This window comes from Micromonospora sp. NPDC005686 (assembly GCF_042871665.1).
Taxonomy (GTDB): Bacteria; Actinomycetota; Actinomycetes; order Mycobacteriales; family Micromonosporaceae; genus Micromonospora.
The window spans coordinates 458,726-476,209 of sequence record NZ_JBIAIY010000003.1; the positions used below are offsets into that span (position 1 = coordinate 458,726).

A 17,484-nucleotide genomic window follows, 5' to 3' on the forward strand; every position below is an offset into this window, starting at 1 on the left:
GCCGCCCCGGCACTCCCACCTTCCGAGATCCCCGTCCCGCCTTCCAGGAGCTGCGAAAGATCGTGGTCGGCGGACGGGCGACCTGGGGAGTTGGGGCGGGAGGCGGCACGTCGGGTGAGCAACCGAGCCTTCCAGGACCGCCACAGGCCGCCCCGACGTCGATCCGGGGCGGCGGGCGGCTGATCGGTGGGGAGTGGGGGAAGGCCGCGCAGCAGGCCGGGCGCGTGTGCCGCCACCAACCGCAGCCAGTGCTCGGGCGGTTGGCCGGGCGGGCGAGGCGCGTCCTCCGGCGAGCGCGGCCCGTTCCCCGGCCAGTGCGGCGAGTTCGGCGAGCCCGGCGAGCCCGGCAAGCCCGGCAAGCCTGGTGAGTCCGGTGCGGACAGGCGATCGGCGGCAGCCCGCAGGGCACGGGCCAGCCGGTCACGCGGACGCCGGGGCGGCGGCACCGCCGGCCTCCAGTTCCAGGCCCTCGTACGCCAGCGTCAGCGCCTCGATGGCGATCTCCTGCGACAGGGTGTTCAGGTGCGCGCCCCGCCACCGGGTCGGCCACGCGTTGATCATGTTCCAGCGCAGCACCTCGGCGGTGCCGGCCGGGTCCAGCAGCACCACCGACACGTTGCGCCGGTTGACAGTGCCCTTCGCCGCCGCGTTCACCCAGTCCCACAGCTCGCGCGAGCTGGTCAGGCCGAAGTGGAGGGTGACCGGGGCGTACTCGACCTGGCCGGGCACGGCCCGGATCCGCTCGTTGCCCGCCTCCCGGTACGACAGCGCCGGTATCGCCACCTCGAAGCCGCTGACCTCGGTGAAGTGCCCGTTGGTGATGCCGTTGATGAGCAGCTTGAAGTGGTACGCCCGGTACGGGTCGACCGGTGCGCCCGGCTGCGGCGTGGCAGTGGTGGGCATGTCAGCCTCCGATCGTCTCGGTCTCGGTGCCGCCGGCCCACTGGCTCAGCTTGAACACCACGAACTCCGCGGGCTTGACCACCGCGATGCCGATGTGGGCCACCACCATGCCGGCGTCGCGGACGTCGGCCGGGTTGGTCTCCTCGTCGCACTTGACGAAGAACGCCTCCTCGGGCGTACGGCCGAGCAGCGCGCCGTCACGCCACACCCGGGTCAGGAACGCCCCGATGTCGCGGCGGATCGAGCGCCACAGCGTGAAGTCGTTCGGCTCGAACACCATCCACCGGGTGCCGTCGGCGATGGCCCGCTCGATGGAGATGGACAGCCGCCGCACGTTCAGGTAGCGCCACTCGCTCGCCTCGGCGGCGAGCGTGCGGGCGCCCCAGAGCCGGATGCCCTCTCCGGCGAAGAAGCGGATCACGTTGACGCCCTTGGGGTTGAGCACGTCGTGCTCCGGCCGGGTGACCCGGTACGCGAGGTCGACGGCGCCGCGTACCGGCTCGTTCGCGGGCGCCTTGTGCACGCCGCGTAGCGCGTCGGTGCGGGCCCAGATGCCGGCGACGTGCCCGCTCGGCGGGGTGAGCACCAGTTCGCCGCTGAGCGGGTCGCGGACGCGGATCCACGGGAAGTAGTAAGTGGCGTAATCCGACTGCCGGGGACGGTCGCCGCCGGTGCCGGGCGGTTCGTCGTCGGCGTCGCCCGGCGTACCCTCGGCGGGTTTGTCGGCCGACGAGGCCGACCCGGACGACGCGGGCTTGGCCGGCTTGCCGGGCGTGGCGACGCGGGTGAGCCGGGAGACGTCGGTGACCTCCGGCGGCGGGTCGCAGATCGCCACCATGGTGCGCAGCCGCTCGGCCATGCTGATCAGGGCCTCGTGCGAGACCGGGTCGTGGTAGCCGGGCGCGGCCAGGATGGAGATCTCGTCGATGGCCTCCAGCAGTTGCAGGCCGCCGCGCCGCCCGCCGGTGCCGGTAAGCTGCCCGCCCTCGCCGACGTTCACCACCCAGCAGCGGGTGCCGCCGTTGTCCAGGAAGCCGAACACGGCGCGGGCCAGCGGGGTGCTCCCCAGATGCTCGCCGTCGGCGTACAGCCGCAGGAACTCGGTCCAGCTGTTGACCGCCAGCGCCTCGCCGACGTGGGCGCCGGGGTCGGGCGCGACCCCGACGAACGCGGCGGTGCTCATGCCGACCGGTCCGATCGGGCGGGCCCCGCTGGGCACCTCCTCGACGTAGATGCCGGGGGAGAAGTAGGTGGGCATCGGTCCTCCTCGGACGTCAGTCGGGGGCGCGGACGACGATCAGGCCGTCGCCGGCCGGGTCGAGCTCGGCGGTGTGGACGCGTCCCGCGCCGGTGAGCCGGAGCCGCACCGGGGCGTCCGGCGCGTCGGGGTCCTGCGGCACGCCGGCCAGCCGGAACCGGCCGGCGACGTCGGTCTCGGTGGCCTGGGCGGCGCCCACCAGCTCCACCCGGACGGCGGCGAGCGGCTGGTCCCCTGGCCCGACCACCCGCCCGTGCAGCGTGCGCATGCCGAGCTGCCGCAGCCGCAGCGGCTGCCGTACCGGCGGTGCGACCGGGACCGGCCGCTCCACCCGGGCCGGCGCGTCCAGCAGCAGCGCGGGCCGGGGCGCGACGCCGAGCGCCCGCCACAGCGCCGGATCGCCGGCGGCCAGCACGAGCTCCGGCGTGCCCGCCGTGGTGGCGGCGGCGAGAACCCGGTCCAGCGCGGCCAGCGCCGCCGGCCCGCCGCCGGAGACCAGCAGGCGGACCACGAACCGGTACGGCTCGCGGGTCGCGCCGCCGGTCGCGGTCTGCCGGGCCGGCCGCAGCTCCAGCGGCCAGAGGGTGAGGCCGCCGCCGGGGTCGTCGCGTGGCGGACCGACGGGTACGGGTTGACCCGCCGCCCCGGCCAGCCACTCCGCGACGTCCGCGACAGCCGCCTCGATCGCGCCGGTCATCGCGGTGGCGTCCCCTGGATGCGGTACGCGATGGCCTCGTTCCACACGTGCGGGTAGACGCCGATCTCGAAGTAGCGGGTGAACCGGTTGATCGGGGCGTTCGTGTGGTCGTGCCAGAGCAGCCACACCGGGACGACGGTGAACAGCACGTAGTTGAGCGCCACCAGCGGCAGGTAGAACGGGCCGAGGAGCCGGGCCTGGAAGACGTGCACGTCCTCGTGCCGCTGGATGCCGGGGCTGGACCCGGCGCACACCGTGCCGATGGTGGTGGCGTACCGGGGGGAGACGCCCTCGACGACGTTGACCCGGCCGCTGCCGGCCGAGACGATCCGGTCGAGCTGGTGGCCGAAGACCAGGTGCAGCGCCAGGTAGAGCGCCCCGGCGAACGTGTTGAGCAGGCTCCAGGTGTGGTCGACCACGAAGAGGAAGATCCCCTTCGGACCGGCGCCGTACGTGCCGGTGGAGGCGGACGCCCAGCCGAACGGTGCGCCGACGAGCAGTCCGACGACCGCGCCGACCAGCAGGCCGACGGTGCCGGCGGCGAGTTGCCCGAGCAGGGCGCCGAAGACGACCTGGACGGCGGCGCTGAGGATGCCGAAGATCATGGGGTCACCTCTCTCAGACCCAGGAGCGGACGTAGCGGGGCTCGCGGCCCTGGGCGAGCTGGGTCGGCGACGCCTGCGTCGCCTGCCGGTTGCCAGGGGGGAGCTGGTTGACGCCGAGCGCGGCCGAGAAGATCACCAGACCGTTGAAGAACGCGATGATCCACTTTTCCGGGCCGGCGTCGGTGGCGAACGCGGCGGTCAGGTAGGACAGCAGGAGTGCGAAGCCCAGCGCGATCCACTTGCGCGCCTTGTCGCCGCTCGGGCCGATCAGCCCGCCGATGACGTTGCTGGCGAGCAGGGTGGCGGCGCTGGCGCCGGTGAGGCTGCCCAGGGCGGCCCAGGTGAAGAGATCGTTCACGGCGATCCCCCTCTTTCCGTGGTGCGGTGGTGCGGTCGGGGTGGGATGGTGCGGCGGCATCCGGGTGCTGGACCCAGGTTCCGCCCGGTGTGCTCGTTTTCCGCCGGCGCGGGCGCCGTCGGTGGTCGGGGGGTCCGGCCGGGCTCAGGCCGGCGGACCGGCGGGTGGTGCGGGTGCGGGTGGGGTGCCGGTGCCCGCCGGGGCCGGGCCGGTGGCTGCCGTCGCGGTGGGGGCGGCCGCCGGATCGGGGACGCCGCGGGTGCGCCGCCGTCGCCGCAGCAGCACGAGCACCACGGCGGCGACCAGCACCAGGACGGCCACCGCGACGGCTAGCGGCAGCCAGGGGAGGGAACCGTCGCCGGTCACCACGGTGGCCGGGCTGGTGGCGGAGGGTGGCGACGCCTGGGCGACGGCGCGCAACTCGGCCGGCTTGGGCTGGTTGGCGGCCACCTTCCAGGTGACCGAACGCCCGGTGACGGTGCCGTTGGTGTCGAGCACCCGGCCGGGGAACGTCACCGAGATCTCGAACGCCATCAAGGTCGTGAACGCCGGTCGTAGACGCGGATCCTGTCGTCCGATCTTCCCGCCGTACTTCTTCGGGTCCAGGGGCAGCGAGAAACGATACAGATCGCCATCCCGCGTGAAATTCACGTCTTCGCCCGTGAACTGCGCCAGTGGCGTTTTCCGGTACGTGATCTGAATGCCGTACGAGGTGTCGCTCTCGTACGGGGTCTCCGCTCCGGGCGGAAGTGAGGGAAATTTCGGTCGCAATTCCGCGAAGGCCAGCGCGAGGTCCGGGTTGCGCTGCTGGAGCACCGACTTCGGCGCGGTGAGCAGCAGCTGGCCGGACACCGTGTCGTCGTCGTTCACGGTCAGCCCGAGGTTGAGCTGCGTGTAACCGCTCAATGTCGCCACGAGGGCGAGACACGCCGCGAGGCGGAATGCCCGGCTGCGGCGGAGTCTCGTATTCATGCGCTCAGTGTGAGCTGACGCCGACCGTCGGGCAGTCCGTGATCGGTCGCGGTTCTGTCGCCGATCTTACCGGCCACCTCTCCCATTCGGACGACCTCGAAAACGCGAGCGATCGATATTCTGAAGGATTGTCGAGGCGCCGATCCGCCGGGGTTCCCGGTGACGGCCCGGGCGGCGGTCGGATGGTCACCGCGCCGAGGGCTCCTCCCGAACGATCCGGAAGACCGGGATGCCGGCGGCGACCCGGGTGAAGTCGGCGAGCGGGGCGTGCCGGTCCACCGGCGCGTGCGGGCGCGCGCCGGGAGCGAGCGCGAGGTGTCGGCGCAGGATCGGCGGCCGCTGCGCCACCGGCACGTCGACCAGCCGGACCGACTCGCGGCGGCGACGGCGCAGCACCGCCCGCCCGTCCGCGGCGCGCACGTTCGCCACCCAGTTGGCCCGCTCGCCCAGCATCGACACGACGTACCGCTCGCCGTCGTGATCGGCGACCACTATCGGCACCGATATGGTCCGGCCGGTGCGGCGTCCCGGCACCTCCAGGGTCACCCAGTGCCGCGGCGCGAGGCCGGCGCCGTACTGCCATGCCGACAGCGCGTTCATCATCCGGGCCAGCCGGTTCGGCCGGCGGCCCCGGTACATCCACGTCATGACTCCGCCCACCGGAACCCCTCCTTCTCCCCGTATCCATTCGGGCTCCCGTATCCATTGACGGGCGGGCGCGCGGCGTCGGCCAGGGCCGACCGGCCCGTACGCGTCCACCGCGGCGTGAACCACCGCGTGTCCGGCCACCGGCCGGTGCTCCAGGACACGCTGGCGGCGACGGTCGCCTGGATGATCGCCACCCGGCTGGCCGGGCACCGACCGCTGCTCAGGCGCTGTCGCGGGTGACGAGCGTCGACGGGAACGCGGTGCTCGGGGCGACCGGCTCACGCGTCAGCACGGCCGTGGCCGCGGCGGCGGCGATCCGGTCGACCGGGTGGGTCGCGGTGGTCAGCGGCGGGCTGCTGACCGCCGCGTACGGCAGGTCGTCGAACCCGGCCACCGCCACGTCGTGCGGCACCCGCACACCGCGCCCGCGCAGCGCGGCGATCACGCCGAAGGCGGTGGCGTCGCTGGCCGCGTACACCGCGTCGGCGTCCGGCCAGCGGCGCAGCGCCTCCAGCGCGGCCCGGCCGCCCCGTGCCGCGGTGAAGTCGCCGGTGACCAGCCGCTCCGGCGACCCGGACTCCCGCATCAGCTCCCGGTACATGGTGACCGAGCGCTCCGCGCAGCTCAGCCAGCGCGGCCCGGTGACCATGACGATGCGACGCCGGCCGGTGGCGTACAGGTGACGCAGCACCTCGCCCGCGCCACCGGCGTTGTCCACGTCGAACGAGGGCACCGTCGCCGAGCCCTGACCGATCGAGACGATCCGGCCGCGAAGCCTCGGCGGTACCGCGTCCAGCGCCGCCTGGACGGTGTTGACCAGGATCACCCCGCAGACCCCCCGGTCCGCGCCGAGCCGGGCCAGCCCGGACGGGTCGGCCAGCGGCAGCCACTCCAGCGCCACGCCGATACCGTGCGGCGCGCACACCCGTGACGCCGCGCTCACCACCCGGTGCACGTACGGGTCGTCCAGGACCGTGTCGTCGCGGCCGACCACCGCCACCACGAGGCGTACCCCGACGCCGCGCACCAGCGCCCGGGCCGCGAGGTCCGGCACGTAGCCGAGGCGCTCGGCGGCGGCCAGCACCCGGGCGCGGGCGTCCGCCGAGGCGAACCCGTAGCCACCGAGCACCCGGGAGGCGGTGGCGCGGGACACCCCGGCGTCGCGGGCCACGTCTTCGAGCGTGGCGGGGCGTGCGGTCGAGGTAGCCATGTCCGCATCATGCCTGCTCCGGCGCGGATGGGCTAAGCCATAACGGCGCTTGTGGTGGAAGCGCTCTCAGGTGTGCGATCGTCGTCGGGACCAGACGGGGGAAGGGACCACCGCACCGTGAGCAGCACCATCGACGCACCGGCCGGGAAGCGGCCACCGGCGCCCCGGGCGGTGCTCACCGCCCGCAACGGCGTCGCCGTCGTCTTCGCCCTCAACGGGCTGGCGGTGGCGAGCTGGTTCTCCCGGGTCCCGGCGGCCCAGGACGCGCTCGACCTCAACCCGGGCCGGCTCGGCCTGCTGCTGCTCTGCGCGTCGGCGGGCTCGCTGCTGGCCATGCCGACCGCCGGCCTGGTCACCCAGCGACTCGGGCCGGCGCGCACGGTGGCCGTCTCGGTGGTGCTCGTCGCGCTCGGCCTGACCGGGGCCGGTCTCGCCGCCAGCCTGGCCGGATCGGTCGTCGGCGTCGGGTTCGGGCTCGCCGCGTTCGGTTTCGGCTCCGGCCTGTGCGACGTGGCCATGAACGTCGAGGGCGCCGCCGTGGAGAAGCGCCTCGGCTACACCATCCTGCCCCGGTTCCACGCCGCGTGGAGCCTCGGCTCGGTGGCCGGGGCCGGGCTCGGCGCCGGCGCCGCGCACTTCGGCGTACCCGTCGGGGTGCACCTGCCGGTCCTGTCCGTGCTGATCCTGGGTGGCACGCTGCTCGGCGCCCGGGCCTTCCTCGCGGCCACGGCCGAGGCGGCCGGGGCCGGGGAGCCCGCGGCCCGGCGGCAGGCGCTGCTGGCCGCCTGGCGCGAGCCCCGCACCCTGCTGATCGGGCTGCTCGTGCTGGTCATGGCGTTCACCGAGGGCAGCGCCAACGACTGGCTCGCGGTGGCCTTCGTCGACGGCTACGGGGTCGACGAGGCGGTCGGCGCCGCGGTGTTCGGCGTGTTCGTGGTGGGCATGACGCTCGGCCGCACCGTCGGCACCGTCGCCATCGACAGGTGGGGACGGGTGCCGGTGCTGTTCACCACCATCGCGATGGCGTCCGCCGGCGCGGCGCTCGCCGTGCTGGCCGGGAACGGCCCCCTCGCCGTGGTCGGCGTGGCGCTGTGGGGCCTCGGCGCGTCGCTCGGCTTCCCGGTCGGGATGAGCGCCGTCGCCGACGACGAGGACAAGGCCCCGGCCCGGGTGAGCGTGGTCGCGGTGATCGGCTACACCGCCTTCCTGGCCGGCCCGCCGCTGCTCGGCTTCCTCGGCGACCACTTCGGCGTGCTGTCCGCGCTCGGCGTGGTGCCGCTGCTCCTGCTGCCCACGCTCGCGCTGGTGCCGGTGCTGCGGGAGCGTCCCGCCGCGCCGGACGCGGCGGCCGGCACGCCGGGAGTCGGCACGCCGGGCGTGAAGGCGGGCTGAGCCGGCCCAGCCGACTCCCACCGCGCTCCCAGCCGCCTGCCAGGCGGGCGTGCTGCACTGGAGCGAACGCCGAGGAGAGGAGGCGGGCATGGGCTGGTTCAGCCGCCGGGCCGCCGACCCGACGACGCCCACGAAACTCGACCGCGAGGCGAACAAGGAGGACCTCGCGCAGTTGGAGGCGTTCGTCACCAGCCGCAGCGGGGTCGAGTTCTACCTGGAACCGGAGACCACAGCCACCGACACGACAGTGGTCGCCATCGCGCACGACGGCGAGTGGATCCGCCGCCGTACCGGCTCCCCCCGGGTCGCCGCCAAGATCGCCCAGAAGCACGCGCTGCCGCTGTACGAGGCGGCCCGTACCGGCTATCCGGAGCGGATGCGGGCGTGGAACCGGGCGCACCCGGAACGCCGGGCCCGCTGACGGTCCGACCGGCTCGCCGGGCGGTCAGCCGGTCAGCGCGGTGACCACCGCGTAGCCGAGGAACGCCGCACCGAGCCCGGCGGCCACACTGAGCGCCACATTCGCGTACGCGAGACGGCGCTTCCCCGTGCGGGCCAGGCGCAGCGTCTCGTAGCTGAGCGTGGACCAGGTGGTCAGCGCCCCGCAGAAGCCGGTGCCGACGAGCGCTGTCACGCCCGGGTCGACGGGCGCCGCGAGCAGGCCGCCGAGCAGCAGCGACCCGGCCACGTTCACGGTCAGCGTGCCCCACGGGAACGGCGAGCCGTGCCGGGCCTGCACCGCCCGGTCGGTGAGATAGCGCAGCGGGGCGCCGATCGCCGCGCCGACCGCGATCAGCAGGACGGTCATCGGCGCGCACCGGTCCGCGTGGCCAGCAGCCGGGCGGTCACCGTGTCCCCGGTCGCGACCGCCGCCAGCGCGCCGAGCACCGTCACGGCCAGGTAGGCGCCCGCCGTACCGGCCGCGCCGTCGGTCAGCAGGCGCTGCGCGTCGACCGCGTACGCGGAGAACGTGGTGAACCCGCCGAGCGCACCGACGCCGAGGAACGGCCGGGTCAGCGGATGGGCCGGGCGGGCGGCGAGCACCGCCATCAGCACGCCGATGAGCAGGCAGCCGGTGACGTTGACGGCGAACGTGGCCCACGGGAAGCCGCCGGGCGAGTGCGGCACGGCGGCCTGGGCGCCGGCCCGGGCCAGCGCGCCGAGCACGCCACCGGCGGCGATCACGCCGAGGACCACCGCCGGGTGCGCGGACAGTTCCGCGCGGTCCGCCGGTACGCGCAGGTCGACGTCCGGGTCGACGCGGGGATCCGACACGCCACCTCCCACCGCCGCCCGCGAGCATAACCCCCCCGTCCTCCCGCCCGGGCTCTCCGCGATCTTGCGGTTTCCGCCCCGACACAGTGCGCGAAGGGGACAGCCGAGGGGCGGCAGGTGCACGATCGCGGGGGAGAGGGCGGGGCGGGAGCGGCGGGCGTACGGTGGGCGCAGCGCCCGGGGCGGCGGTGTCGGGCGACCCTGTGCCAGGAGGTCACCGTGCAGGAAAGCACCCCTCGTCCGGAGGAGCTGGATCCCGTCGAGCGGATCGGCGTCGACGAGCTGCGCGCGTTGCAACTGGACCGGCTGCGGCACTCGCTGCGCCACGCGTACGACAACGTGCCGCACTACCGGCGCGCGTTCGACGCCCTCGGCGCGCACCCGGACGAGCTGCGCGACCTGGCCGGCCTGGCCCGCTTCCCGTTCACCGCGAAGGCGGAGCTGCGGGAGAACTACCCGTACGGCATGTTCGCGGTCCCGCGCGAGCGGATCGCCCGGCTGCACGCCTCCTCCGGCACCACCGGGCGCCCCACTGTGGTCGGCTACACCCGCGCCGACCTGGACACCTGGGCGAAGCTGATGGCCCGCTCGATCCGCGCCGCCGGGGGCCGCCGCGGCGACCGGGTGCACGTCGCGTACGGCTACGGGCTGTTCACCGGCGGGCTCGGCGCGCACTACGGCGCCGAGGAGCTGGGCTGCACCGTCGTCCCGGTGTCCGGCGGCATGACCGAGCGTCAGGTCACGCTGATCCGCGACCTCCAGCCGGAGGTCATCATGGTGACCCCGAGCTACATGCTCGCCATCGTGGACGAGATGGAACGCCAGGGCGTCGACCCGCGCGCCACCTCCCTGCGGGTGGGGATCTTCGGCGCCGAGCCGTGGACCGAGGACATGCGCCGGGAGTTGGAGTCCCGCCTGGACGTGCACGCGCTGGACATCTACGGCCTGTCCGAGGTGATGGGCCCGGGCGTGGCGGTCGAGTGCGTGGAGACCAAGGACGGCCCGCACCTGTGGGAGGACCACTTCTACCCGGAGATCATCGACCCGGTCAGCGGCCGGGTGCTGCCCGCCGGGGAGCGGGGTGAGCTGGTGCTGACCTCGCTGACCAGGGAGGCGATGCCGGTGGTCCGCTACCGCACCCGCGACCTGACCCACCTGCTGCCCGGCACCGCCCGCCCGATGCGGCGGATCGAGAAGATCACCGGGCGGACCGACGACATGATGATCGTCCGGGGGGTGAACGTCTTCCCGACCCAGATCGAGGAGCTGATCCTGCGTACCCCGGCGCTGTCGCCGCACTTCCAGTGCGTGCTCGACCGGCGAGGGCGGCTCGACACGCTCACCGTCCACGTGGAGCGGCGCGCGGGCGCCGCCGCCGCCGAGGCCGAGCGGGCCGGCGCCATGCTGGTCGAGCAGGTCAAGAACACGATCGGGGTGTCGGTGGCGGTACGGGTGATCGAACCGGACGGGGTGGAACGCTCGATGGGCAAGATGCGCCGCATCGTCGACCAGCGGCGGGAGGCCTGAGATGGCCGGCCGTACCGCGGCACACGACATGTTCGACGCCGACGTGGCGTCCAAGGGGCTCGGCATCGAACTCGTGTCTGCCGGCGACGGCGCGGCGGTGGCCCGGATGCGGGTCACCGCGGCGATGCTCAACGGGCACGCGATCGGGCACGGCGGCTTCGTGTTCCTGCTCGCCGACACCGCGTTCGCGCTGGCCTGCAACAGCCACGGCCCGGCGACAGTGGCGGCCGGTGGCGAGATCAGCTTCCTGCGCCCGGTGCGCGAGGGCGACCTGCTGGAGGCGTACGCCACCGAACGGGTCCGGCACGGCCGCAGCGGCATCTACGACGTGACGGTACGGCGCGGCGACGAGGTGGTGGCCGAGTTCCGGGGACGCAGCCGCACCATCGCCCGCGACTGACCCGGACCGACCGGCCGCGCGGTGACGTCCAGGCCGGAGTGGCCCCGTGCCCGCTCCGACCCGGACGTCACGCTCATGCGGCCAGCCCGAGCGGGCGCCCGCCGGGCTCGGTCCTTCGCCGGTTCCCGCCCGACCCTCCGGGCGGTCCGGTCCGCTGCTCCGGCCACGCCGTGACCGCCGGTGACGGGCCGGGCCATCGCCCGGGCGTGACGTCGGATCGCGGGACGTTCCGCCACCCGGTCCGCCCCGCGGCACGCGGGAGGATCCCTGTCGTGGGTCCGGCGCGCACCGGCTGCGCGGGCACCGCCCGAAGCGGACCGTCCCGGTCCGGGCGTCCGGAGCCGGCCCGCCCGGGTGCCGGACGGAGCGCGTCGGCCCGGTCCAGCCGGTTCGGCGGGACGGGCGCCGGTCGGGCCCCTCCACCCGACCGGCGCGACCGTCCCGCCCCGAGCGGGCAGACGGCCCGCTCGTCGGCGCCCCGGGACGGGACGCCGGTTCCCGCTCCCGGCACGCGGCCGGCAGCGGAGTCCTCCGTGTCGCGCAGGCGGCGGGCGAAGTCCGCCCGTACCGCCCGGGACAGCCGCAGCGCGGCCACCCGCGCCACCAGCCCGTCGACCGCCCAGCCGCCCACCGCGATCGGGTGGACCAGTCCGGCCGCGGCCAGCGCCCGCAGCACCGGCTCGGCCCGGCCGACGGGCCAGCCGAGCATCGCCTCCACCACCGCGGCCCCGACCGGGCCACCGCGGGCGGTCCCGGCCAGCAGCACCGCCCGGTGCGTACCGTCGAGCCGGTCCAGCCGGGCGTCCACCAGGCGGCGCGCGGCGGCCGGCACGCCACCGGGCTCGCCGGCCGGGTCCGCGCCCGCGTACGCGGACGCGACCGCCGGATTGCCGCCGACCAGCGGAACCAGCCGCGCGGCGAGCGCGGCCGGCCGGCCGGCCCGGTCGAGCAGGTGCCGCAGCAGCCGCCCGGTGTCCACCGGCCCCAGCGGCTCCAGCGGGATCCGCCGCGTCGGGGCGGGCAGCGGGTCGGCCGCCCCGGCGCCGCTGGTGGTGACCACCGCCAGCGGCAGTCCGCGCTCACCCGCCGCCACGTAGAGCTGGTGCAGGAACCGGCGCAGCGCCGGCGCGGCCCGGTCCAGGTCGTCCAGCGCGACCAGCATCGGCGCGTCGGCGGCCAGGCCGAGCAGCGTCTCGCGGCAGGCCACGACGGCGCGGGCCGCCACCGTGTCGTCGTCCGGCGCGGCCAGGAACGCGGCGAGAAGGCCGCCCGGCTCCGCGACCGCGTCGTCCGGCCGGGGACGGACCAGGTCGGCCAGGGGCGCCAGCTCCCCGCACGGGTACGGCGGGCAGGACGTCACCCGCCGGAGCACCGGCAATCCGTCCACGCTCGACACGGCACGGGTCACCTCGTGCAGCAGCCGGCTGCGGCCGCTGCCCGGCGGTCCGACCAGGGAGATCCACCGGGGACGCCGCTCGCGCAGCGCCCGGGCCACCTCCTCGACAGCGCTCGCCAGCTCGCGGCGGCGGCCCACCAGCGGGTCGCGGTGCCGGGGCGTCCTGCTCCCGGCCGGCCCGGTCACCCGCCACACGTCCAGCGGAAGCGCCTTGCCGGCGAGCGTCAGCGTGGCGAGTGGACGCTGCTCGACCAGGCCGGCCACGGCGCTCCGGGTGACCGGGCAGAGCACGACCCCGCCGGGCGGCGCGTGCTCCTGCAGGCGGGCCGCCGTGGTGATCACCGCGCCGCTCGCCGCACCGTGGCCGCCGTCGCGGACCTCGGCCAGGTCCAGCAGCACCTCGCCGGTCGCCACGCCGACCCGCACGCGCAGCCGGACGCCGGCCGGACGCCGGCGCGCCAGCGCGGCCTGGATGTCCAGTCCGGCCCGCACCGCCCGGTACGCGTTGAGACCGTCCGAATCGGACGCGCCGAACAACGCCATCACCGCGTCGCCGACGTACTTCTCCACCACGCCCCGCCAGCGGCGCAGCACCGAGGCCACGGTGCCGAAGTAGGCGCGCTGCAACGCCCGGACGTCCTCCGGGTCGAGCCGCTCGACCAGCCGGGTCGAGCCCACGATGTCGACGAAGAGGACGGTCACGACACGTCGTTCCTCGGGCACCGGCCGGCATGCCGCCATGACGGCTTCCCGACTCCACGCGGGCGTGGTGATCGACATCGCACCACCCTTTCCCGATTCCGGTACCTGACGACCTCCGCAGACTTCCACCACCGGGTTCTCGGGGGATCTGTAGGACGACGTATGTCGGGCACCCGCAACCATTAGTCGTGTAGTCGACGCGAGAGGTACCAGTCCGGCCCCAAGGCCGTAGAACGGCGCGGAAGCGGTGACTAGGCTGCGTCCCATGGCCGGCGACCTGGACACCGCACCGCTCGTCGGCCGTACCGGGACCATGGCGACGCTGCGGTCGGCGCTGCACGACGACCTGGGGCCCGGGCAGACCGGCGCGGTGTTCCTCACCGGCGAGAGCGGGGTGGGCAAGACCCGCCTGCTGACCGAGGTCGCTGAGCAGCTCCGGCAGACCGGGGCGGTGGTGCTCACCGGCGCCTGCCTCGACATCGGAGACGCCTCGCCGCTGCACCCGGTACGGCAGGCGCTGCGCCGGCTCGACGCCGAGCAGGCCGAGGCGCGCACCACAGCGGCGATCCGCGCGGTGTTGCAGGTCTTCGACGAGGAGGCCCCCGGTCCGGACGGCGCCGGGGCGCTCCTGGAACGCGTCGCCCAGGGCCTGCACCTGGTGGCCGGCGGACGGCCGCTGGTGCTCGTCCTCGACGATCTGCAGTGGGTCGACCGCAGCACCCGGCAGCTCATCCTCTACCTGCTGGCCGGGCTGGGCGACCTCCAGCTGTCGGTGCTGGCCGCGATCCGGGCCGAGTCGCTGCGCGGCGCGCATCCGCTGCGCCGGGTGCTCACCGAGCTGCGCCGGCTGCGGTCGGTGCGGGTGATCGACCTGCTGCCGCTGGACCGGTCCGCCACCGACGAGCTGGCCGCCGCGGTGGTCGGCGAACCGCTGCCGCCGGAGGCCGCCGACCAGCTCTGGCAGCGCAGCGGTGGCAATCCGTTCGTGGTGGAGGAGCTGGCCCGCGACCGGCGCGACGGCCGCGACGGCCTCTCCGACACGCTGCGCGAGGTCTTCCTCGACCGGGTCGACGCGCTGCCCCAGTCTGCGCACGCGGTGGTGCACGCGGTGGCGGTCGGCGTCGAGCCGGTCGGGCACTGGCTGCTGGCCCAGGTGGTGCGGCTGCCCGAGGAGGAGCTGCTCGACGCGGTCCGGGAGGCGGTCGCGCACCGGCTGCTGGTCGGCGCCGACGACGGCTACCAGCTGCGGCACCGGCTGGTCGCCGAGGTCCTGGCCCACGAGCTGCTACCCGCCGAGCGGGCCGCGCTGCACCGCCGCTACGCCGAAGCCCTCACCGCCGTGCCGGCCGAGTTGCACCAGGCCCGGCTGGCGCACCACTGGCGGCACGCCGGCGAGCCGGCCCGGGCGCTGCCCGCCGCGATGGCCGCGGCCCGCGAGGCGGAACGACTGCACGGGTACGCCGAGGCGCACCGCCACTGGTCGGCCGCGCTGACCCTGGCCACCGAGCCGGCGGCGGTCACGCCCGACGGGGTGCTGCCGGAGCCGGTCGCCGTGGACCGGGCCGAGCTGCTGAGCCACACCGCCGAGGCCGCGCACCACAGCGGGGAGCACGCCCGCGCCCTGACGCTGCTGGAGGAGCTGGCCGACGACCCGTCCGGGCCACCGGTCTGCGCGCTGCGCATCCGCCGGGCCCGTTACCTGGCCGCGGCCGGCCGCTCGGCCCCCGCCGAGCAGGAGTATCGGCTGGTGCTGACCTCGCCCGACTGCACGTCGCAGGAGCGGTGCGCCGCCGCCGCCCGGCTGGCCGAGCTGCTGCTGCACCTGGGCCGCTACGCCGAGGCCGGCGACCAGGCCCGGGAGGCGCTGGCGCTCGCCGCCGACGTGCCCGGCACCGCCTCCGAGGTGGTGATGGCCAGTGCCGCGCTGGGGTTCAGCGAGGCGTTCCTGGAGGATCCGGCGGCCGGGCTGGCGGTGATGCGCCAGGCGCTGGAGACCGCCGAGTCCTCCGGCCGGCCGGAGGACGTGGCCTGCGCGTACCTGCACCTGGCCGAGCTGCTCACCGGGCCGTTGAACATCCTCGAGGAGGGGGTGGTGGTGGCCCGCCGGGGCGCCGACCGAGTCGCCGAGCTGGGGCTCGGCCGCACCTGGGAGACCCGGCTGCTGGCGGTGGCGACGAACGGGCTGTTCCGGGTGGGGCAGTGGGCGGAGGCGGAGAAGGTGGTCGCCGCCGCGCTGCGGCACCGCCCGTCCGGGGCGGACGCGGTCGAGCTGCTGCTGGCCCGGTGCCGGCTCTCCGTCGGGTACGGCGACGTCGAGGCGTCCGACCGCGACCTGGAGGCGGTCGCCACGGTGCTGGCCGGTGGCGGGGCCCGGCACGTGCTGCCGATGCTCATCCTGCGTGCCGGACTGGCCATGTGGCAGGGCCGGCACGACCTGGCCCGGCAGGCCGTGCAGCGGGGCCTGACCGAGAGCCGGTCCGACGACGTGATCGTGCTGGCCACGCTGGCCTGGCACGGGCTGCGCGCGGAGGCCGAGGCGGCGGCCGGCCGCACGATCGCTGTGGACCCGAACGCGGTACGCCGGCTACGCGCCGCGGTCGACCGGGTGACCGGCAAGAGCGCCAACGCGGGCGCCCCGGTGCGGTACGTCGCCGAGGGGTTCCTGGCGCTCTGCCACGCCGAGCTGAGCCGGCTCGACGACGGGCGCGGTGACCCCGCGCTGTGGGAGCGCTCCGCCGCCGAGTGGGACCGGCGCAACCACCCCTATCCGGCCGCGTACTCCCGGTTGCGGCAGGCCGAGGCGCTGCTGGCCGGCCGCAGCCGCCTGGCCACCGCCGGCGACCTGCTGCGTGAGGCGTACGCGGTGGCCCAGTCGCTCGGCGCGGTGCCGCTGACCGCGGAGATCCGTACCATCGCCTCGCGGGCCCGGGTGACGGTGGACGCCGCGCCTGCCCCGGCGCCGGTGCCCCGGCAGCGGGTGGCGGCGCCCGCCGGGACGGCGGTGGACGAGCTGGCGACGCTCACCGCGCGGGAGCGGGAGGTGCTCGCCGCGGTGGCCGAGGGGCTGACCAATCGGGAGATCGGCCAGCGGCTGTTCATCAGCGAGCGGACCATCGGCGTTCACGTCTCGCACATCTTCGACAAGCTCCAGGTACGCACGCGGGTGCAGGCCAGCGCCATCTTCCTGCGCAACGGCGCGGAATAGGCGTACGTCGGCAATACGTCGTTCGACGGATCCCCCTGTGGACGGTGGCTGGCAGGCTCTCCGGCGGAACAGGGGTGGTGGCGTCGTGGGGGCGCCGGCCGTTGTGGAGGAGAGATGACCCAACCGGTCTGGGATCCTGTGCACCAGGACATCGTCGGCCTGCTCGCCGATCATCCCGCCGACGTGCCCGCGGTCGTGGACCATCTGACCAAGTTGCAGGATCTGCTGGTCCGGCTGCCGCCGCTTCTGGAGAGCTGCCCGCTCGCCGACTTCAACAAGCTCTACCTGGTGATCACCAGCACGGTGCTCGACGGCCTGTACGACGACCGGTTCCGCGACCCCGCCTTCCTGGCGCGGCTGGACGTGGAGTTCGCGGCCCGCTACTTCGAGGCGCTGCGGTTCTGGACCGACTCCAGCCCCAGCACCCCGAAGGCGTGGTCCTGCCTGCTGCGGCGGATGCGTGGCCCGGACGCCCGGCCGCTGCCGTCGGCCGCCGCGGGCGTCAACGCGCACATCAACTACGACCTGCCGTTCGCGCTGGTGACCACGTTCGACAGCTTGGAGTCCGAGCCGATCGACGGCAGCGACCAGCACCACGACTACCTCGAGATCAACAAGATCTTCGCCGAGCGGATCCCGGAGCTGCGCCGCGGCTACCTGGACAACTGGCAGCTCATGATCGACATGGTGAACGGCGACATCGACGACTGGTACCAGGGCGAACTGGTGGCGTACACCCGGAACGTGGCCTGGCGCAACGCGCAGAAGATCTGGCGCTGCCGGCACGACCCGGAGGCCCGCGAATGTGAGCGGACGCGGCTGGACGACAACGCCGCGCTGCTCGGTCGGCTGCTGCTGTCGCCCCTCGGGGCGTTCCTGCAGTAGGCCGTGTCTCGTGGATCTTGGAGTCTCTGGTAGACGTCGCTAATCTACACA

The 17,484-nt window shown here is 74.9% G+C and carries 17 protein-coding genes; 6 read left to right on the forward strand and 11 right to left on the reverse strand.

Annotated elements, in window-relative coordinates; all coding sequences use genetic code 11:
• Nucleotides 1–420 precede the first annotated feature (420 nt).
• The 8 genes from ACFYON_RS09230 to ACFYON_RS09265 all read right to left on the reverse strand — a co-directional run bounded on the left by ACFYON_RS09230 (nucleotide 421) and on the right by ACFYON_RS09265 (nucleotide 6,651).
• Entirely contained in the window at nucleotides 421–903 is a 483-nt protein-coding gene (locus ACFYON_RS09230; RefSeq protein ID WP_260028717.1) for a phage tail protein, read from the reverse strand.
• A 1-nt stretch (nucleotide 904) separates the two neighbouring features.
• Complete coding sequence (locus ACFYON_RS09235) at nucleotides 905–2,161, reverse strand: phage tail sheath subtilisin-like domain-containing protein (protein ID WP_354863755.1); 1,257 nt, start codon at nucleotides 2,159–2,161, stop codon at nucleotides 905–907.
• A gap of 16 nt (nucleotides 2,162–2,177) precedes the next feature.
• Nucleotides 2,178–2,858: a carboxypeptidase-like regulatory domain-containing protein gene (locus ACFYON_RS09240; RefSeq protein ID WP_354863753.1), complete on the reverse strand. Its 681-nt coding sequence runs from the start codon at nucleotides 2,856–2,858 to the stop codon at nucleotides 2,178–2,180.
• Complete coding sequence (locus ACFYON_RS09245; RefSeq protein WP_354863751.1) at nucleotides 2,855–3,463, reverse strand: glycine zipper family protein; 609 nt, start codon at nucleotides 3,461–3,463, stop codon at nucleotides 2,855–2,857. The genes ACFYON_RS09240 and ACFYON_RS09245 overlap by 4 nt, the downstream gene beginning before the upstream one ends.
• 13 nt (nucleotides 3,464–3,476) lie before the next feature.
• Nucleotides 3,477–3,821: a hypothetical protein gene (locus ACFYON_RS09250; protein ID WP_355047356.1), complete on the reverse strand. Its 345-nt coding sequence runs from the start codon at nucleotides 3,819–3,821 to the stop codon at nucleotides 3,477–3,479.
• 144 nt (nucleotides 3,822–3,965) lie between these two features.
• Nucleotides 3,966–4,793: an LppM family (lipo)protein gene (locus ACFYON_RS09255; protein WP_354863745.1), complete on the reverse strand. Its 828-nt coding sequence runs from the start codon at nucleotides 4,791–4,793 to the stop codon at nucleotides 3,966–3,968.
• A 186-nt stretch (nucleotides 4,794–4,979) separates the two neighbouring features.
• Entirely contained in the window at nucleotides 4,980–5,453 is a 474-nt protein-coding gene (locus tag ACFYON_RS09260; protein ID WP_354863743.1) for a nitroreductase/quinone reductase family protein, read from the reverse strand.
• A gap of 208 nt (nucleotides 5,454–5,661) precedes the next feature.
• Entirely contained in the window at nucleotides 5,662–6,651 is a 990-nt protein-coding gene (locus ACFYON_RS09265; RefSeq protein WP_355047355.1) for a LacI family DNA-binding transcriptional regulator, read from the reverse strand.
• A 117-nt stretch (nucleotides 6,652–6,768) separates the two neighbouring features.
• Here ACFYON_RS09265 and ACFYON_RS09270 point away from each other — a divergent pair, with 117 nt between their 5' ends.
• Together ACFYON_RS09270 and ACFYON_RS09275 are read left to right on the forward strand one after the other, a co-directional pair.
• The gene (locus tag ACFYON_RS09270; RefSeq protein WP_355047354.1) at nucleotides 6,769–8,043 is read left to right on the forward strand and encodes an MFS transporter; all 1,275 of its coding nucleotides are present in this window, start codon (nucleotides 6,769–6,771) and stop codon (nucleotides 8,041–8,043) included.
• A gap of 88 nt (nucleotides 8,044–8,131) precedes the next feature.
• Nucleotides 8,132–8,464, forward strand: coding sequence for a hypothetical protein (locus ACFYON_RS09275; RefSeq protein ID WP_354863737.1), 333 nt, complete (start codon nucleotides 8,132–8,134; stop codon nucleotides 8,462–8,464).
• Nucleotides 8,465–8,488: 24 nt separating this feature from the next.
• On the opposite strand, the gene ACFYON_RS09280 is transcribed toward ACFYON_RS09275, so the two are convergent.
• Together ACFYON_RS09280 and ACFYON_RS09285 are read right to left on the reverse strand one after the other, a co-directional pair.
• A complete protein-coding gene (locus tag ACFYON_RS09280) occupies nucleotides 8,489–8,851 on the reverse strand; it encodes a fluoride efflux transporter FluC (protein WP_387188540.1) in 363 nt (120 codons plus the stop codon).
• Nucleotides 8,848–9,330: a CrcB family protein gene (locus ACFYON_RS09285; RefSeq protein WP_387188538.1), complete on the reverse strand. Its 483-nt coding sequence runs from the start codon at nucleotides 9,328–9,330 to the stop codon at nucleotides 8,848–8,850. The genes ACFYON_RS09280 and ACFYON_RS09285 overlap by 4 nt, the downstream gene beginning before the upstream one ends.
• A gap of 207 nt (nucleotides 9,331–9,537) precedes the next feature.
• Between ACFYON_RS09285 and paaK the strand changes: the two genes are divergently transcribed.
• A complete protein-coding gene (gene paaK, locus ACFYON_RS09290; protein WP_355047353.1) occupies nucleotides 9,538–10,845 on the forward strand; it encodes a phenylacetate--CoA ligase PaaK in 1,308 nt (435 codons plus the stop codon).
• 1 nt (nucleotide 10,846) lies between these two features.
• A complete protein-coding gene (gene paaI, locus ACFYON_RS09295; protein ID WP_354863729.1) occupies nucleotides 10,847–11,245 on the forward strand; it encodes a hydroxyphenylacetyl-CoA thioesterase PaaI in 399 nt (132 codons plus the stop codon).
• Between the two features lie 73 nt (nucleotides 11,246–11,318).
• Here the strand turns inward: paaI and ACFYON_RS09300 are convergent, their stop codons facing one another.
• A complete protein-coding gene (locus ACFYON_RS09300) occupies nucleotides 11,319–13,421 on the reverse strand; it encodes an AAA family ATPase (RefSeq protein WP_354863727.1) in 2,103 nt (700 codons plus the stop codon).
• A 187-nt stretch (nucleotides 13,422–13,608) separates the two neighbouring features.
• Here ACFYON_RS09300 and ACFYON_RS09305 point away from each other — a divergent pair, with 187 nt between their 5' ends.
• Together ACFYON_RS09305 and ACFYON_RS09310 are read left to right on the forward strand one after the other, a co-directional pair.
• On the forward strand, nucleotides 13,609–16,548 hold the full coding sequence (locus ACFYON_RS09305; protein WP_387188535.1) for a helix-turn-helix transcriptional regulator: 2,940 nt from the start codon (nucleotides 13,609–13,611) through the stop codon (nucleotides 16,546–16,548).
• Nucleotides 16,549–16,662: 114 nt separating this feature from the next.
• Nucleotides 16,663–17,433: a DUF5995 family protein gene (locus ACFYON_RS09310; protein ID WP_354863723.1), complete on the forward strand. Its 771-nt coding sequence runs from the start codon at nucleotides 16,663–16,665 to the stop codon at nucleotides 17,431–17,433.
• The last annotated feature ends 51 nt before the right edge of the window (nucleotides 17,434–17,484 follow it).

Coding starts and splice junctions, on each gene's coding strand:
- ACFYON_RS09230 (WP_260028717.1), bottom strand. CDS start 903: ATGCCCACCACTGCCACGCCGCAGCCGGGCGCACCGGTCGACCCGTAC.
- ACFYON_RS09235 (WP_354863755.1), bottom strand. CDS start 2,161: ATGCCCACCTACTTCTCCCCCGGCATCTACGTCGAGGAGGTGCCCAGC.
- ACFYON_RS09240 (WP_354863753.1), bottom strand. CDS start 2,858: ATGACCGGCGCGATCGAGGCGGCTGTCGCGGACGTCGCGGAGTGGCTG.
- ACFYON_RS09245 (WP_354863751.1), bottom strand. CDS start 3,463: ATGATCTTCGGCATCCTCAGCGCCGCCGTCCAGGTCGTCTTCGGCGCC.
- ACFYON_RS09255 (WP_354863745.1), bottom strand. CDS start 4,793: ATGAATACGAGACTCCGCCGCAGCCGGGCATTCCGCCTCGCGGCGTGT.
- ACFYON_RS09265 (WP_355047355.1), bottom strand. CDS start 6,651: ATGGCTACCTCGACCGCACGCCCCGCCACGCTCGAAGACGTGGCCCGC.
- ACFYON_RS09275 (WP_354863737.1), top strand. CDS start 8,132: ATGGGCTGGTTCAGCCGCCGGGCCGCCGACCCGACGACGCCCACGAAA.
- ACFYON_RS09280 (WP_387188540.1), bottom strand. CDS start 8,851: ATGACCGTCCTGCTGATCGCGGTCGGCGCGGCGATCGGCGCCCCGCTG.
- paaI (WP_354863729.1), top strand. CDS start 10,847: ATGGCCGGCCGTACCGCGGCACACGACATGTTCGACGCCGACGTGGCG.
- ACFYON_RS09300 (WP_354863727.1), bottom strand. CDS start 13,421: ATGTCGATCACCACGCCCGCGTGGAGTCGGGAAGCCGTCATGGCGGCA.
- ACFYON_RS09305 (WP_387188535.1), top strand. CDS start 13,609: ATGGCCGGCGACCTGGACACCGCACCGCTCGTCGGCCGTACCGGGACC.
- ACFYON_RS09310 (WP_354863723.1), top strand. CDS start 16,663: ATGACCCAACCGGTCTGGGATCCTGTGCACCAGGACATCGTCGGCCTG.